General features: G+C 37.5%; 23 protein-coding genes. 10 read left to right on the top strand and 13 right to left on the bottom strand.

Features of this window, described 5'->3' with window-relative positions; translation table 11 throughout:
- Positions 1-52: 52 nt before the first annotated feature.
- The 5 genes from AC2117_RS13545 to AC2117_RS13525 all read right to left on the bottom strand — a co-directional run bounded on the left by AC2117_RS13545 (position 53) and on the right by AC2117_RS13525 (position 6,463).
- Complete coding sequence (locus AC2117_RS13545) at positions 53-1,162, bottom strand: META and DUF4377 domain-containing protein (protein WP_133974799.1); 1,110 nt, start codon at positions 1,160-1,162, stop codon at positions 53-55.
- A 169-nt stretch (positions 1,163-1,331) separates the two neighbouring features.
- Complete coding sequence (locus AC2117_RS13540; RefSeq protein ID WP_133974797.1) at positions 1,332-2,108, bottom strand: dioxygenase; 777 nt, start codon at positions 2,106-2,108, stop codon at positions 1,332-1,334.
- A 112-nt stretch (positions 2,109-2,220) separates the two neighbouring features.
- The gene (gene rlmH / locus AC2117_RS13535) at positions 2,221-2,700 is read right to left on the bottom strand and encodes a 23S rRNA (pseudouridine(1915)-N(3))-methyltransferase RlmH (protein ID WP_003652981.1); all 480 of its coding nucleotides are present in this window, start codon (positions 2,698-2,700) and stop codon (positions 2,221-2,223) included.
- 305 nt (positions 2,701-3,005) lie between these two features.
- Positions 3,006-5,435: an endopeptidase La gene (lon, locus tag AC2117_RS13530; RefSeq protein ID WP_133974795.1), complete on the bottom strand. Its 2,430-nt coding sequence runs from the start codon at positions 5,433-5,435 to the stop codon at positions 3,006-3,008.
- Positions 5,436-5,878: 443 nt separating this feature from the next.
- Positions 5,879-6,463: a 5-formyltetrahydrofolate cyclo-ligase gene (locus tag AC2117_RS13525; protein WP_197730921.1), complete on the bottom strand. Its 585-nt coding sequence runs from the start codon at positions 6,461-6,463 to the stop codon at positions 5,879-5,881.
- Positions 6,464-6,704: 241 nt separating this feature from the next.
- Here AC2117_RS13525 and AC2117_RS13520 point away from each other — a divergent pair, with 241 nt between their 5' ends.
- The 3 genes from AC2117_RS13520 to AC2117_RS13510 all read left to right on the top strand — a co-directional run bounded on the left by AC2117_RS13520 (position 6,705) and on the right by AC2117_RS13510 (position 7,698).
- Positions 6,705-7,049, top strand: a complete 345-nt coding sequence (locus tag AC2117_RS13520; RefSeq protein ID WP_133974793.1) for a hypothetical protein — start codon at positions 6,705-6,707, stop codon at positions 7,047-7,049.
- Positions 7,050-7,162: 113 nt separating this feature from the next.
- Positions 7,163-7,276: a hypothetical protein gene (locus tag AC2117_RS13515; RefSeq protein WP_128814522.1), complete on the top strand. Its 114-nt coding sequence runs from the start codon at positions 7,163-7,165 to the stop codon at positions 7,274-7,276.
- 92 nt (positions 7,277-7,368) lie between these two features.
- On the top strand, positions 7,369-7,698 hold the full coding sequence (locus AC2117_RS13510) for a hypothetical protein (RefSeq protein ID WP_042898253.1): 330 nt from the start codon (positions 7,369-7,371) through the stop codon (positions 7,696-7,698).
- 407 nt (positions 7,699-8,105) lie between these two features.
- Here the strand turns inward: AC2117_RS13510 and AC2117_RS13505 are convergent, their stop codons facing one another.
- The 8 genes from AC2117_RS13505 to AC2117_RS13470 form a co-directional block, all read right to left on the bottom strand.
- Positions 8,106-8,354, bottom strand: a complete 249-nt coding sequence (locus tag AC2117_RS13505; RefSeq protein WP_133974791.1) for a helix-turn-helix domain-containing protein — start codon at positions 8,352-8,354, stop codon at positions 8,106-8,108.
- A 66-nt stretch (positions 8,355-8,420) separates the two neighbouring features.
- Positions 8,421-8,654 carry a hypothetical protein gene (locus tag AC2117_RS13500; RefSeq protein WP_227549201.1) on the bottom strand — a complete coding sequence of 78 codons (234 nt, stop codon included), beginning with the start codon at positions 8,652-8,654 and terminating at the stop codon, positions 8,421-8,423.
- On the bottom strand, positions 8,615-9,685 hold the full coding sequence (locus AC2117_RS13495) for an ATP-binding protein (protein WP_133974789.1): 1,071 nt from the start codon (positions 9,683-9,685) through the stop codon (positions 8,615-8,617). Before AC2117_RS13495 ends, AC2117_RS13500 begins: the two co-directional genes overlap by 40 nt.
- A gap of 11 nt (positions 9,686-9,696) precedes the next feature.
- Positions 9,697-10,023: a hypothetical protein gene (locus tag AC2117_RS13490; protein WP_133974787.1), complete on the bottom strand. Its 327-nt coding sequence runs from the start codon at positions 10,021-10,023 to the stop codon at positions 9,697-9,699.
- Positions 10,024-10,025: 2 nt separating this feature from the next.
- Positions 10,026-10,214 carry a hypothetical protein gene (locus tag AC2117_RS13485; protein ID WP_133974785.1) on the bottom strand — a complete coding sequence of 63 codons (189 nt, stop codon included), beginning with the start codon at positions 10,212-10,214 and terminating at the stop codon, positions 10,026-10,028.
- A 213-nt stretch (positions 10,215-10,427) separates the two neighbouring features.
- The gene (locus AC2117_RS13480) at positions 10,428-10,643 is read right to left on the bottom strand and encodes a KTSC domain-containing protein (protein ID WP_032063116.1); all 216 of its coding nucleotides are present in this window, start codon (positions 10,641-10,643) and stop codon (positions 10,428-10,430) included.
- A gap of 125 nt (positions 10,644-10,768) precedes the next feature.
- Complete coding sequence (locus tag AC2117_RS13475; RefSeq protein WP_133974783.1) at positions 10,769-11,071, bottom strand: hypothetical protein; 303 nt, start codon at positions 11,069-11,071, stop codon at positions 10,769-10,771.
- A gap of 102 nt (positions 11,072-11,173) precedes the next feature.
- Positions 11,174-11,983, bottom strand: a complete 810-nt coding sequence (locus AC2117_RS13470) for a S24 family peptidase (protein WP_133974781.1) — start codon at positions 11,981-11,983, stop codon at positions 11,174-11,176.
- A gap of 108 nt (positions 11,984-12,091) precedes the next feature.
- On the opposite strand from AC2117_RS13470, the gene AC2117_RS13465 reads away from it, so the two are divergent.
- The 7 genes from AC2117_RS13465 to AC2117_RS13435 all read left to right on the top strand — a co-directional run bounded on the left by AC2117_RS13465 (position 12,092) and on the right by AC2117_RS13435 (position 15,786).
- Positions 12,092-12,343 (top strand): Cro/CI family transcriptional regulator, encoded by a 252-nt coding sequence (locus AC2117_RS13465; protein ID WP_133974779.1) that lies wholly within the window; start codon positions 12,092-12,094, stop codon positions 12,341-12,343.
- Between the two features lie 8 nt (positions 12,344-12,351).
- Positions 12,352-12,708: a helix-turn-helix domain-containing protein gene (locus tag AC2117_RS13460; protein ID WP_133974777.1), complete on the top strand. Its 357-nt coding sequence runs from the start codon at positions 12,352-12,354 to the stop codon at positions 12,706-12,708.
- Positions 12,709-12,769: 61 nt separating this feature from the next.
- Positions 12,770-13,090, top strand: a complete 321-nt coding sequence (locus AC2117_RS13455; protein WP_171459094.1) for a hypothetical protein — start codon at positions 12,770-12,772, stop codon at positions 13,088-13,090.
- Positions 13,087-14,001, top strand: a complete 915-nt coding sequence (locus AC2117_RS13450; protein ID WP_133974775.1) for a DNA cytosine methyltransferase — start codon at positions 13,087-13,089, stop codon at positions 13,999-14,001. Before AC2117_RS13455 ends, AC2117_RS13450 begins: the two co-directional genes overlap by 4 nt.
- Complete coding sequence (locus tag AC2117_RS13445; RefSeq protein ID WP_133974773.1) at positions 13,998-14,951, top strand: helix-turn-helix domain-containing protein; 954 nt, start codon at positions 13,998-14,000, stop codon at positions 14,949-14,951. The genes AC2117_RS13450 and AC2117_RS13445 overlap by 4 nt, the downstream gene beginning before the upstream one ends.
- Entirely contained in the window at positions 14,948-15,352 is a 405-nt protein-coding gene (locus tag AC2117_RS13440) for a DUF559 domain-containing protein (protein ID WP_133974771.1), read from the top strand. The genes AC2117_RS13445 and AC2117_RS13440 overlap by 4 nt, the downstream gene beginning before the upstream one ends.
- Positions 15,349-15,786 carry a hypothetical protein gene (locus AC2117_RS13435; protein ID WP_133974769.1) on the top strand — a complete coding sequence of 146 codons (438 nt, stop codon included), beginning with the start codon at positions 15,349-15,351 and terminating at the stop codon, positions 15,784-15,786. Before AC2117_RS13440 ends, AC2117_RS13435 begins: the two co-directional genes overlap by 4 nt.

Raw genomic sequence — 15,786 nt, 5'->3', positions numbered from 1 at the left:
ATAGAAATAAAAAATCCGATGCATGAGCATCGGATTTTTTTAGTCTAAAAACTTATTTTTTAGGTTTTTTAACTAACTCTTGCTCTACAACCATATCTAACACATCTGCTAGGCTAGATTGGTCTGCTGCTGGGTTTTTCACTTCAAAACGTTTTACACGCAAAATTACGCGTTGGTCTGGATTGTGTTCAAAACCTTCAATTTGACCATAATATAATGACCAGTTTTTGTCAGCGTAAGTTTTAACGCCTTTGTCATCATATTTAATTTCACGAACTTGCATACATGTTTGTGGTGCTACACCAGTACATGATTTAGTTTGTGGAGCAACTTCTAGGAAGACAGTTTTCCCTTCAGATTGATATTTTGCTTCAGGTGTCATTTTACCTGTGAAAGTATATTTTTGACCTTGCGCATCAACAACAGTTAATGTTGGTTGATCAACATTTGTTGTATTGAGTTCAAATGGAATCGCACGTTTTTGGAAGAGGCTACTAGAGAATTGTTCCTGTTTCATTAAAGCAGGTTCACAAGCCATCATAGTTGACATTACGTCAGCCGTTACAATCGTATTATTTTCAACTTTCCAAGTTGTTCCTTGACGGTTACAACCTGTTGCGATAGACAAACGGTCATTAGTAAAGTTAAGAACGATTGGTTTTTTTGTATTTTCTGGCTGATACGACCAAGAATAATCTGTTAAAGCTTGAGTATTAACTGCTTTTTGACCTTGGAAAATGTGCTTTTGACCAGTTTTATCTGTCACGCTTAAAATTACCTGACCATTATTGTTGCTAATTTCGATTGGTAATTTTGCTTCACTAAAGAGGCTAGTAGAGAGTTGCTCTTGCTTCATCAAGTCATCTTGACAAGCCATCATAGTTGAAACAAGACTAGAGGTAACAAGTTGGTTACCTTCAACCTTCCAAGTACCACCCTGACCGTTACAACCTGTATTAATATTTAGTTGACTGTTTGCATTAAAGTTAAGAATAAGTGGTTTAGAAGCTTTTACATTTTGATAGGTCCAAGCATATTCACCTAAAGTGGTTGCAAGGTTTTGTTGTTGCTCAGATACAATTGGAGCAGGAGTATTAGTAACTGTTTGACACGCCATTAAAGAAAAAGGTAGTAACGCAAGAATTAAATATTTAATTTTCATTTAAAAAACTTCAAGTAAAAAAACAACAGCAGTAAGCTTAAAACATTCTTAAAAAAAGAAAATGTAAACATTTGATTGTTTCGGTTTTTAAAATGTATAAGTTTGTAAGTTATTCTAATTTTCAACAAAAATAATGGTATACCCCGAAAAACGGGGTATTTGCTAATAATTAATCAAAACGATAGATATCCATGCCTAGTGAGCCCATTGTGAAGCTGCTGTGAACAATCGTAAAGCGATTACCTGTACCCATAGCAAAAAACAAAGGTGCAAAATGTTCAAGGGTTGGGTGATTACGTTTTATATAAGGCAATGACTGCCATTCGAGTACGCCATCATAATCTTGATGTGTAAGTTTATTAACAATAGTATTTCTAAAAGTTGAAGCCCATTCAGGAACTTTAGAGTTGTCTCCTTGCCAAGATAACTCTGCAAGATTATGGGTAATACTCCCTGAACCAATGAGTAAAATTTGTTTGTCGCGTAAAGGCGCGAGAGTCTGTCCTATACGATAAATTTCTTGTGCGCTTAAATTTGTTGGCAAAGAAATTTCGACCACAGGAATATCTGCGTCAGGATACATATGTAATAGAGGCATCCATACGCCATGGTCACGAGGACGGGTGCTATTCGCATGTGCAACAAAATGAGCATCTGCCAGTAATTTTAAGATTTCTTCGGCAAGTTCTGGTTGCCCAGGTGCGCTGTAGCGAATTTCATATAGTTCTTTAGGAAAGCCGCGGAAGTCATGCCATGTTTCGGGACGAGTCGAAATACACACTTCAAGTGCTTTACTCTCCCAATGTGCAGACATCACAATGATTGCTTTTGGTGTGGGAAGATTTGTACCTAAACGATGTAGAGCAGGCCCTACTTGTTCTGGGTCAAGTGCAAGCATGGGGGAACCATGTGAAATAAACAGTCCGGGAAGGGTTTGTAGTTCCATTGCATTACACCTGAGTTGAAAAGCAGAATAATAGTCATTATGCCAAAATCAGGACATGTTAAAAGTATCCTGATCTCAACGGATTGTTCCTAAAATGAAACGGTTGTTGTTTTTATGCACGGTGATAGGGGTGATTATGATTAATAGTCATCGCTCGATAGAGTTGCTCAATTAATAATACACGTACCAAAGGGTGAGGCATGGTTAGTTTTGAGAGTGACCAATGCCATGCAGCAGCTTTGCGTACTTGATCCGACAAGCCATCTGGGCCACCAATCGCGAGTACTACATCATTACCTTCAAGCATCCACTGTTTCATGGTGTCAGCCAGCTTTTCTGTACTAAGTTCTCGACCACCGACTTCTAGGGCAATTAAAGTTTCATTCGGTTTTAACGCATTTAGAATACTTTCGCCTTCAATTTGGCAATATTTTAAAATATCTGCTTCTGAATCATTCTTACCACGTTTGGCCATAGGAAGTTCAATGACTTGAGTTTGCACAAAAGGTTGGATGCGTTTGAAATAATCTTCAAAACCAGTGAGAACCCAAGCAGGCATTTTTTGACCAATGGTCAGAATACGAATTTTCATATTATCTATTCATTCAAAACAGCTTGGGCATTATACCTGAGGAATAGATCAGTTCGTGGTAGTAAAATAGACATAAAAAACGCAGTCCAAAAAACAGTGTTGGACTGCGATCAAATGATCATCTGTCTGGAGTTCAGATGATCATAGAGAATAAAAACAAGGCTATCTATAAAAGAATAGATAACGAAGAGCACTTAATTTAATTAAATACTCTTAATACCTATTATGAGGATGGTTGGATATTTTTCAATCAAATTGTGTAACAAAAAAAAGAGAGCCGAAGCTCTCTTTTTTTCACATTTTAATTAGTGACGTGCTGCTTTTGAACCTTCCACCGGTTTTACAATCGGTGTTTTTGGTAAAGGTTTTGGCATTGACACTAATGCTAAAGGCAAGATGTCATCAATACTTTTTACAGCTTTGATTTCTAAACCTTCTTTAACATTGGCTGGAATTTCTGCCAAATCACGAACATTGTCTTGTGGAATAAATACAAGTTTGATTCCACCGCGGTGTGCTGCAAGAAGTTTTTCTTTTAAGCCACCAATACGCATTGCACGACCACCTAAACTTGTTTCACCAGTCATTGCAATATCTGGACGAATCGCAATACCTGTAAATGCTGATACAAGGGCAGTGGTTAACGCTAAACCAGCAGATGGACCATCTTTTGGTGTTGCACCTTCTGGTAAGTGAACGTGTACATCAGTTTCTTCAAAACGAGAAGCTTCAATACCTAGCTCATCGGCACGTGTACGTACTAAAGTCATTGCTGTAGTAATAGACTCTTTCATGACATCACCGAGTGAACCGGTAGTAATGAATTTACCTTTACCTTTTACAGCTGCAACTTCAATGGTAAGTAACTCACCACCTACAGATGTCCAAGCTAGACCATTTACGCGTCCTACTTGCGCTTCATCTTCTGCAATACCAAAGTCAAACTTATGTGGACCTAAGTATTCTGGAAGATTGGTAGAGGTAACATCAAGTTGTAAGTTTTTAGACTTTTTACTTACGGCTTCTTTTACCACTTTACGCGCAATTTTAGACACTTCACGTTCTAAACTACGTACACCAGCTTCACGTGTATAGCGCTGAACAATATCACGAATTGCTTCTTCATGAATTGTTAACTCTTTTGGACGTAGACCGTTGTTCTTAATCGCTTTTGGAACAAGGTAACGTTCAGCAATGTTCACTTTTTCATCTTCGGTATAACCCGGTAGACGAATAACTTCCATACGGTCAAGCAATGCTTCAGGAATATTCATACTGTTTGCAGTACAAATGAACATCACTTCAGACAGGTCAAGATCAAGATCTAAATAGTGATCGTTGAATTTACTGTTTTGTGATGGATCAAGTACTTCAAGCAATGCAGAAGCTGGATCACCACGGTAGTCTTGTGCCATCTTGTCAATTTCGTCGAGTAAGAACAGAGGGTTCTTCACACCAACTTTTGTTAAAGACTGTACGATTTTACCTGGCATCGCACCAATATAAGTACGACGGTGACCACGAATTTCAGCTTCGTCACGTACGCCACCGAGTGCCATACGAACAAACTCACGACCTGTTGCTTTTGCAACTGATTCACCAAGTGAAGTTTTACCTACACCAGGAGGACCTACTAAACATAGAATCGGGCCTTTGAGTTTTTTAACACGTGACTGAACAGCTAAGTATTCAACAATACGATCTTTAACGTCATCTAAGCCGTAATGATCTGTATCAAGAATTTCCTGAGCTTTCGCAAGGTTAATGCTGACTTTGCTCGCTTTATTCCACGGCGTATCTAAAATTACTTCTAGATAGTTACGTACAACAGCCGCTTCACTAGATGCAGGTTGCATTGCTTTAAGCTTACGGAACTCAGCTTCAGCTTTTTTACGTACGTGTTCAGGTAAATCAGCTTCAGCAAGACGTTTTTCTATTTCAGCAACGTCATCTTCTGCGCCGCCATTCATGTCAGAAAGTTCACGTTGAATAACTTTCATTTTTTCATTTAGAAAGTATTCACGTTGGTTTTTTTCCATTTGGCGTTTTACGCTGTCATGCAAAGTTTGTTCAATTTGCTGTTCAGCAGATTGATTCACCAAGTAGCTCATAAGCTCTTGTAAATGTGCTTCAAACTCATCGTACTCTAAAAACTTCTGTTTAATTTCAATATTTAGAGGCACACGTGTTGCCACGAAGAACATAAGTTGTAGTAAGTCTTCAATTTTATTAGCAGCTGCAACCAGTTCACGTGCATTACGTAATTTTGCTTCAGCATATTGAGCAAATAAAGTACGTAACTCTTGTAAACGAGTTTCTTGGGTAGCTTTATCTACGTCAATTGTCATTGGACTTAAGCTATGTTCAGCAGTCAAATGGCTATCTTCATCGATAATTTTTTCAAGCTTAGAGCGCTGTAACCCTTCAATCAGTACTTTGATACAGTTTTCATCATTTTCATGATTTACGACCTGAACAATCTTAGCGACAGTTCCGTACTGATAAAGGTTATCGTGATCAATATCTTCTGTAAGCGAATCTTTTTGCGCAACTACAAATACTAAATTGTCACTGTTACGAGCCACATCAACTGCATTGATCGATTTTTCACGACCCACGAATAACGCAATTTGCATGTGTGGATAGACCACTACATCGCGTAACGCTAAAAGTGGTAATACACTTGGAACCTGAGGCTCTAAGTCAGTTTTTTCATTCATAATAAGTTCAGACATGGGCACTCCTAATGAGTGACAACGAGGTTGCCATGTTTTTATAGTGATGTGTATTTTGAAAATTACAAGGGCCTTTCAATAGAAAATGTGGAAAAAATGACTAATTTAGTCAACTTTTTTTAAAAATATTATGAATCAATGAATTAATTCTTAAGAAGAATAAAATTTTGTAGAAAGGATAAGTAATGTAGCTTAACAATTATAAAATATTCATATAACAAAAAAGGCATTCGGATAGAAAATAATCATTTTCTTATGCCATTTATAAGCAGTGTATAGTTAACAATAATGCAAAACTTATTTAATGTTGAGCATTAAATAGACATGTTAATATAAGTTGGTAAAGCGGTCTGTCACGTAGAAGTAACCATCCTTAGGGTGGTTACTTTTATGCTTTTAGGGGCATGAAAAATCAAGACTGATTTTTAATTTTCATATCGATATTATCTTTTAAAATAATAAATATGTTGAGGGGTGAGTAAAGCATCTAATGGTTGATCCCAACTTTGACGTTTTAAAGTATGCTCAATAAATTGAAATTGATGGGCTAGACCCAAACGATATGGCTTATGTTTTGCATTTTCCAATGTACGGTCATAATAGCCGCCTCCCATACCAATACGCGTACCGTATTGATCACAAGCTAAAAGTGGCATCAACAGTAAATCAATTTTTGATACATGTTCTCCTCGAGTTGCCATGGGTTCTTTCATGCCCAATGGATGATGAGAAAAACGTCGATTTAAATATTGGTTTCTAGATATTTTTACCCAAACTAGACGTTGATTCATAGAACAAATCATCGGTAAATAAACTTTTTTATTTTTTTGAAAACACAGCTTTATGAGAAGTTCTGTATGAACCTCTCCAAAGGCATGTAAATATAAACCAATTTTTTTTGATGAATGAAAAATAGCAAGCGTATTTAAATGATGGAGAACATTAAGCTGAGCTTGTTTTTGCTCAAAGAGAGTTAAAGAGCGCCTTTTAGATCTTAAATTTTTTCTAATAAAACCAAGTTCATTCATATGTAAATCTAACAAAGATTTGAGAACAGTCGTGCAAAATTATACCTATTTTTTTATAGCTTTATGGAATTAGAAGAGTAATTGGAAGATAACATTAAATTTATTTGATTAATTGCCTTAACAGATGTGATAGATCTTCTTTTAACGATAAAACCTTCTATTTCTTTACGTATTACCAGTATTTATTTACATTTAATGAGTTAAGAATATTTAAAAAGATGAATATGAAATTGTTAAGCCTATGAAGTTAAAAATTTTAACCATTACAATAAGCGCCGTATTGCTACTTGGTGGGTGTGCAAAACAAGCGGAGCCTGAAGCTGCTGAAGTTGACTATAAAGCTCAATTTGAAGAGTCTGACCGTAAAATCGGAGAATTTCTAGATCAATTGGATAATCCGAAAACACCACAAGAGGTTAAAGTCAAAATCTTGTGCCATGATTATCCAGAAGTTTATAAAACCCAATATATGCCCGCATTAATAAAAATTTCACCCAAACCTTATAGCGAAGAAAAATTATTGTTAGATTTGAAGAGTGCAACTGACTACTACAAAGAAGCCTTTGCGGTTAGTTGTAACCAATAAGCTAATTGATGTTTTAAATCTCAAAAAATCCGACAAATGTGAATTGATTGGCATTATTGAGTTATGATAAATTTCATTTTGTTTTTATAGTCGCTAATTTAGGGGTTCTAGATATGGAAATCTTGAAATTCTTACAGAGTTTTAATACAGTCGGTACATACTTAACCATTGCTTCAACCGTATTGGGTGGGCTTATTATTTATTTTTACGTAATTAATCCAGCGTGATCTTTTAAAAAGAAATAGTGAGAAATTTTCTATTTCTTTTTTAATAATTAAATTCTGTCATTCGTTTTAAACTATAAAGATAAGGTAGGGTCATGAAGTTTAAATTGTTTCTTCTTGGTTTTTTGTCTTTAAGTTGTCATGCCGACGAAAACGTAAGTGATCCCGAGATTTGTAATGTGGTGAAAAAAGTTGCTTATACTGTCATGGAGGCACGTCAACAAAAAGTTCCATCTCAAGACTTACAACAGATAGCGAATGGTCTCGAAGATCCAAAAGCAAAACAACTTTATCAAGATTTAATTAATTCAGCTTACTCTGTCAAAGTATTTAGAACAGGTTTCTTTAAAAGAAAAGCAATAGAAGATTTTCAAACAGGTTGGTATGAAGAGTGCCTTAATAAAAATAAAATTAGAGAGAGTTGAATAAATTAAATATATAAGCTGCAATTTAATGTTTAAAAAGAAAATTTTAGACTGAAAGGTCTGTATGAAAAGCTAAATTAAAATAAATATTTTGAATTTTTCTTAAAGTTAAAACTAAATGCTCCGAAGATGCCGCTGCATGTGTCGTTACCCTGAACCCGATGAGTTCTCGGGTAAAAATGATTTTATAGCACCACGAAACGATATTAGATCATATTTAAGTACATGAAAAGCATTTTTAAGTTTTTGTATTTTAATGAAAATACCTGAAACAATATTAAAGCTTATGTCATGATACGATAATATACTTTATTTGCCTACTATCTGCCTATTTCTCTTAATTTGCCTATTTTTATGAGTTTTTAGCCTATTGTTTGCCTACTAAATTTTTACAATAAAAAAGGCGGTTAAACCGCCATTTGTGATGTTGATTGGATGCGATGTCGTTCTATATAGGCTAACACATCGGATTTTTTATAGAATATTTTTCTGTAGTGAACTTTAGAAAATGGAATACCACCACCTTCACAACGCTTTTTTTGCAGCCAAGAGGTCGACACATCAAGTATGGCCGCAAGAGATTCTGGTGAAAACTCTGCATCATCATTAGCAGCGTTGAACTTTTCAATCTCAGCTTTTTTATCAATACATTTCATTTAGATTACCTCACCAATACACATAAATTAAAAACCATAAAATATTTGTTCCGTAGAGTGCTTCTTTCATTGTTTTATTCCCTCAAAATCATTTTTACGTGCTGAAGCCTGATTCTTGAGTAAAGAGATATGAGCATCTTTAATAAGCTCATTACTCTGCATAACACGTTGTTTGGCGTGGAGGGCAGAGGTCGCTTCAATACGACCCCTTAGAGTGCCGTTGCCATGTAGTTTGGCAACATACCTAAAGATGTAGGTACTTAAGCGCTCCAACCCTCCATGTCCTTTTTTGCTGTGCATGCATTTAGAATGTTTTGTTCGTACTTAGTACCCTTGAAATACTTAGCTGGGTAATCTAAGTCATTAATAGATTTAGCTACTTCAATGTGATTGAGAGCTAGTTGGTACTCAGTTTCTAAAGTCTTTTCTTGCTGATCCTTGAGCTGCTGCTCATTTGCTTGTTGAGCTTGTTCAGTACGTTGAATAATTTTTTTAATACTTTCACACGTCTCTTCAAATATTTGCTGTTTCACATCGTGAAGACTATTTAGACCACGCTTTGCACAATAATTTTCAATATCAATTCCCGCTTGATGCATTAAATGCTCAAGTTCTAAATACTGATTTCCATTGATACATGCATTAGCAGATCCTGAGAGTAGCCATTGTTTTAATAAAATGCCGTCATGTTCACCCAATTGACGAGGATCTAGGAACAGGCGGGAACGGTCCTTAGTTGCCATCGCAACATTGTCATGTGTTAGGTCTAAAACAGTAGTAAATTCATATTCAATACCATCGCGCTGTTCAGCCTTCATACCAACTTTTTCAACTTTCTTTTTGCCGTTATCGTTGGTCTGTATGGTTTCCATTTTTGAGCGCATGGTCACGATGATGTTGATGCTTGACTGCAACATTGCATCAATGAACTTTCGGTGGCGGGGAGTTACTTGGCTCCATGCACCCCAAGAGTTACCTTTAAATGAGTTAGAAGCTAATTGGTCAACAATCTCAAGACAACCGCCAACACCAGACCATTCATGAGTAATACTGTCTAAAATAAGGGTGTCAAAATTTGCTTGCTCAGCAGCTTTAATTACCTGAATGAATTTTTCAGGTGTGTATGGAGGTTGAATATTGGCATGTTCAAATTCCACCAAATCTTCATAAAGTTCGGCGCTACTATTTTCAGTGTCAGCGACAGCAATACGACCACCTATACCTTTAGCTAGTAATAGCGCAGTAAAGGTTTTACCTGAGCCAGTAGGCCCTGCAATTGCTAAACGCAATTTCGCATTTTTACGTTCTGCTTTTTTAAAGAAAACTGTCATTTTTCTTATCCTTATCTTGAACCAGTAAAGCCGCGTTTTTGCTTATACGTTTTGCGGTCATGTGAAGAGATATTTGTTTCAAGTAGCTTTATAGCGAGCTGCTTTCTACGCTGAAAATCAATTTCTTGAGTGAGTACTTCCCACACTTTTGGATAGTCGGATTTGAACTTTTCAACGTCTAAAGGCGTTTTAATTGAGTCCTTAACTTTGTAAAGCACTGAGCCATTAGCATTTGATGCATATACCAGCCAGCCGATGCGAACGGAGTAGAGGCTCGTTAAGCGGTCAAGACCTAAATAAGACTTATAGCCGTCAGGATGCTTTTTGAAGTTAGACATGATTAGCCTCCCATCATCCAAGTTGCTGCAGCTACAGCAATCACCCAAAGAACGAATGAAAGGGCAATAAACTTTAGAAAGTCGATTGAATTAGCTTTGAAAGTGGCAAAACGAGAAGGGCGCTGTTCTTCAACAGTTGGGTGTTGATATAAGCGTGCAGTCGTTTGACTAGGGATAGTGTTTTGTTTCATACTTATCTCGCAAAGTTTGCAAAGCACATCGAAAGGTCAGAGAGTCGGTGTGCTTTTTTGTTGTCTGTGAGATAAATATTAGGTAAACCTAATTAATATGTCAATAGGTATTCCTAATAAAATTAGATAAACCTAATTTTTAGGATTTTATAGACAAAAGAAAACCCACCATGAGGGTGGGTTGAAAAAGACTGTGTCTGTTCGTGGTTTCAATTACACAAAAAGCTGAATCCGCTTAAATTTCTTATTAGCTTCAATATGGCTTCTATAAAATTTATCTTTGTCTTCTGAATCAATAAATTCTTTAAATGTGCTTGCTTCAAGAAGTCTATAAATAAACCTTTCACCAGTTCTAAGCACTACTGTCAATAAGAAGTGTTGGTAAAGAACATGGCTGATATTGCGGGAATTAACTTCAATTTTTTTCATATTTTGATCAATAATTATGTTAATTAGGGTGGTGATTAAATCTAATAAATACAAATAATAGTAAAAGGATTTTTGTATGTGTTTTTGAAGATCATTTCTTTCATTGCTTCACTATCTCAATCGCATCATAACCCAGAATACTTTTCCAAAAACTCATCAATCCATTCTTGAGCTACTTCAAGATTGGTTATATCGGCTAGCTTTAGATTAGTTTCTTCAGCTTCGTTAAAACCTTCAATAATAGCTTCAAAAATATTGGCTTCGTTAATAACCTCGCGTGCTATTTCAGAAGCGTCATAGTTTTGCTTGGCTTTCTTAAGAGAGGCAATTTGTTTATCAATTCCTGCACCAATTTTACCTAAGGCCAATTTAAACTCTTGACGATTAATCGTTAGTGTAGTTTTGGATTTATTAAGTGTTGCGATCATTAGTTTTCCTTGGAATTTAATACTTAAATAATCAATTATGAGCTACCACAACCACAATTATTGACATGTTGATTTTGTTGGAATTTAGAGTGGAAAAATCCATCAATCATTATAGTAGCCATTGGGGTGTTCATTTTTATGTTGACTAGGTGGCACAATGTCTGTGATAGCTGTAATGCTTTCAACCTCATTCATATTAAATGTGAGACGTTCACCACCATTCACTGCTATTAAGCTTAATACATCGTTTTGAATACCAATAAACTCTTTAATTGTGCATCGCCCATCTTTAAGGCAAACCTGAACAAACTCCATAGGCACCAGTTCTGCATCAGGATCACATACTACATACCAGCCATTACGAATAGCAGGAAACATTGAATCACCAGTTCCTTTTACTGCATATGCTTTTGTACCAGCTGTATGAGTGGGAATATAACCATCACCGCCATTTCCTTCAAAACCCATGTCAACGAAGTATCCATCCATCCCCATCTTTGAATAAGCTTTTACTGGAACCCATCGCTTTAAAGTTGGGGTGAATGGCTTTTCAATAATATTTGAGAATAGTACTGCTTCATCTGACTCGGAAATGTTGTACTTCTTTTTGAAAGCTTCGATATCAATAACTTTGAATTGATCTCCACTATCACTATTTACAGGATTTTTTTTATTTTTATCCTGTTCCTCAATTGGCTCTCCTACACCTGTAGCCAACCAGGTAGCACTTACATTCAAATACTTTGCTGTGCGCAGAAGGTTTTCTCCCTCCATGCTCTTAGATTTACCCGATAGCCAGTCACTTACTGATGGGGGTTTAACTCCAACAGCGCGAGCAAGATCAACACCTTTGATTTTCTTAGGCGGTAAAACTTCCATAGCGTATCTAAGGCGTTCAGCAAGAGTATTCATAAAACCATCCTTACAATATTAGGAAATCCTAACATAAATTAAATTAGGTATTCCTATTGATTTAATATAAGGAATACCTAATAATTGGTGGAAAATTAGGAGCACGTTATGAATGACGCACAACTTATTGATGTATTGGGTGGTGTCACAGCGGTAGCAAGACTTCTGGGTATTGCTCCTTCATCTGTAAGTGGATGGAAAGCTATACCCCTAGATAGAAAAATTAGACTTGCAGTAATTGCCGAAGATCTTGGGTTGACCACCAGAAAAGAACTTTTCCCAGATAGTTATCAAGATATCTGGATAGAACTACGCCCTCAAATGGGTTTAAACAAAAACCTTGGAACATTAACCGCTTAGGAATAACCATGAGCAAATTATCAGTCGAACTATCTGCAAGTGCCAGAAATGACGTTTCTCGCATATTGCATGGTCTTGATATGGGCAATCAAAAAGAGATTGCTGAGCAACTAGGTGTAGATCCAAGCACTATAACTCGGCTTAAAACTGACAAGAAAAACAATGGCTTGAATGAAATTGAAATGTTTTGCGAGCTATTGAGTTTACTTGGATTGAAGGTTGTACCTAAGGATTATCAAAGTATTGATAAAGAAAGAGTTGCTGCACTTTTAGTAATGTCCAAAAGTTGGATGAATCGTATTGAAACGGTAGATGACTTATTTCATGACGAAATCAGTGGGCAAAAAGAAAAGCTCGGATATTAAAAAACCACTACCTGCGCGAACAGGAGTGGTTATGGATTCATTAATTTTGAGGTCAATGAATATGCAAACTAATTTACCAAATCAAACGAATAAAGACAATCTGCAAGAGCAGAAGCGTCAGCAAATTATTCAATCGTGGTATGAACCAGCTCTTAGAACTTTAGAAGGATTGCTTGAAGTACGTAAGCAGAATTTGCGAGACCAAAAACGTGATGAAAATAATGCAGCAGTAAAACGTGATGAGTTTATGCATGCACTTTCTGTGCAGCACAGAATGCCAATTTTCCATGCTGGGCAAATTATCTCAAGTTTATATCGGGCTAAAAGGATCCGTTACTTAGGTAGCACTTTCATTCAGATGAATGAAGAGGAGGATAGATGAATGAGTTGGCTCTTTTCGCAGGCGCTGGTGGCGGAGTACTCGCATCTTACCTCTTGGGATGGCGCACAGTCTGCGCAGTTGAACGTGATGCCTACGCCGCACAAGTTTTGGCGCAACGACAGAATGATGGAATTCTCGAAGCTTTCCCAATTTGGTCTGACATTACATCTTTTGACGGAAAACCATGGCGAGGAATTGTTGACGTTATATCTGGCGGCTTTCCGTGCCAAGACATTTCGTCAGCAGGAAAAGGTGCAGGAATCGAAGGTGAACGCTCTGGGCTTTGGTCAGAAATGGCACGAATTATCAGTGAAGTTCGACCTCGATACGTGTTCGTGGAAAACTCACCAATGCTTGTTTCCAGAGGACTTACAAGAGTCATCAGTGACCTTGCCAAAATGGGGTATGACGCGAAATGGGCACGTTTTTCAGCATCTAACTTTGGAGCGCCCCATATCCGTGACCGAATCTGGATTGTTGCCTACTCCCAAAGCATCGGATGCGAAGAGAATGGATTGTCCATCCGAGCGGAGCAGGAAAAGCCCTTGTCTGGAATCAACTGTAAAGATGTGGCCAACCCCAAAAGCATCCGATTGGAACAAGCGTGGAAATATAAGTTCTCATCCGAGAAACGGTTTACCGGGTGCGGTCATAAACTTTCCAACCCCGACTGCGAGCGATGCAAACAAGTGGAGCAACGAGTCCTTAGCCGAGCGCAAAGCGAAGGGTCGTCAGATCCGTCTCAATACAGCAGTTTCGCCAGAGGGTGGGAATGGTGGGCGATTGAACCCGAACTGGGTCGAGTGGCTGATGGGGTGGCCAATCGGGTGGACCGACTTAAAGCCATTGGAAATGGACAAGTTTCAATTGTGGCTACAAGCGCATATGAATATTTAGGGGAAGGCCTATGAGCTTAGATGCAACAGTTTGGGCTTGGAAAACCCGTCAAAAACAAAAGGCGGGTGGCGCATTAAAGCCACTTAAAAAATTAGTCCTTCTTTCGTTGGCTGATAGAGCTGGTGAAACACATGAGTGTTATCCAAGTATTGCTCGTTTAGTGGAAGACACAGAGATGGACCGTAAGACCGTTTTAAAAATTATTGATGAGCTAATTGAGGACGGATTTATTATCGATACAGGTAAGCGTGAAGGTAGAACTAAACAGGTAAAAGTTTATCTTTTGATCGGAGTTAAAGGCAGAGAAACAGTACCAACAAGGGTACACTTTGACACTGAAAATGACGAAATAAACAGTCCCAACAATGGAACAGTTCCAACAACGGAACAGTTCCAACAATTCCATGAAAGAGTCCCAACAATTCCGTTAAACAGTCCCAACGTTGGGACACGGAATCTTTCAAAGAATCTATCAATAGAATCTAAAAATAAAAAAACATGGTTGAGTTTAAAAAAACTTGGTGAAGAAATTCTTTTGGCAACTGATCAGGAAACTTACGAGCAGATCAAAAACGCAACTTGGTTCGATCGTGAGTTACGAGCATTTGAACTCTACAACGCTCAGAAGAATCTTTGTGATGAACTCATGAATTATCACTTTGCAGATTGGTTAATCAACGCATGTGGCAAATACCAAGCACGTGAACAATCAAAGAATCATAACGTTGGTACACAGGTTCGAGTCCCGCAGGGGGAATCAAACACACTTAGTTCTAAACAGATTTACTCCTTCGCTCAAAAACTTTCTGTGCTTCCTGAATTCGCAAGTAAATATGCGGAAGGAAACGAGTCCTATGAACAACTAGCCGCACGTATCGCTGTAAAGCTTGCAGATCCTGAGCAACAACAAAAATTAATGCCATACCTCATTCAAGTTGGTTTCACTGGAAAGGGGGCTGCATGACATCAATGAGCCTTGCTGAATACCGTGAAATATTTCCTATTCAGAAAAGTAAAAAGCGCCGTTCAGCAAAGCAAACACGTGAACCAAGTGTAGGGGAGATTTTGTTAGCAACACATCTTAAAGCCTGCAAAATTGATTTTGAGCAGGAATATAAATTCCATCCAAAACGTAAATGGAGAGCAGATTTTCTGATTACCGGCACAAAGATTCTGGTGGAAGTAGAGGGCGGTATCTGGATGGCAGGTGGTGGACGTCACACAAGAGGCAAAGGTTACATCGGGGATATGGAGAAATACAACTCCACAGCAACCATGGGTTTTACAGTTTTACGGTTCAGTACAGAGCAAGTTAAAGCAGGCGTGGCGATTAAACAAATTGAGCAATTGGTGGGTGAGAAATGAGTGCAGCTTTAAAAACACAACAAATGGACTGGTCAAAATATACTATTGATGGTTGGTTAGAGCAGTTTGGCGCTTGGTGTGAAACAGTTAGAATGAAAGGCGGTGATCTACCGGACGGACTTCATATCAATCAAATTTACTGGTTGATGCGTGAAGCGGATAAAGAACTTTCTAAGGGAAAATCATATATTCGATGTGAGATTAATGATTTTGAAGCCGATCAAGTGCAGTCTTTATTACGTAGTTTATTGAACTCAGTGAACACAGATTTCACCACTAAATTTGCACTAATCTGCTTAATTAAAAATAAGGTTGAAAATAAAGGTTTAGTTAAAGTTGCCCAAGAAACAAACCAGTCTAAAGCACAAGCTGCGATTATGGTAAGTTGCGCTAGATTTTATTTAGCAGGACATGATAAAAGATTAAAAAACTGA

Source organism: Acinetobacter calcoaceticus, assembly GCF_900520355.1.
In the GTDB taxonomy this organism is placed as follows: Bacteria; Pseudomonadota; Gammaproteobacteria; order Pseudomonadales; family Moraxellaceae; genus Acinetobacter; species Acinetobacter calcoaceticus_C.
The sequence above is the reverse complement of the archived record's forward strand: the minus strand, read 5'-3'. Positions and strand labels throughout refer to the sequence as shown.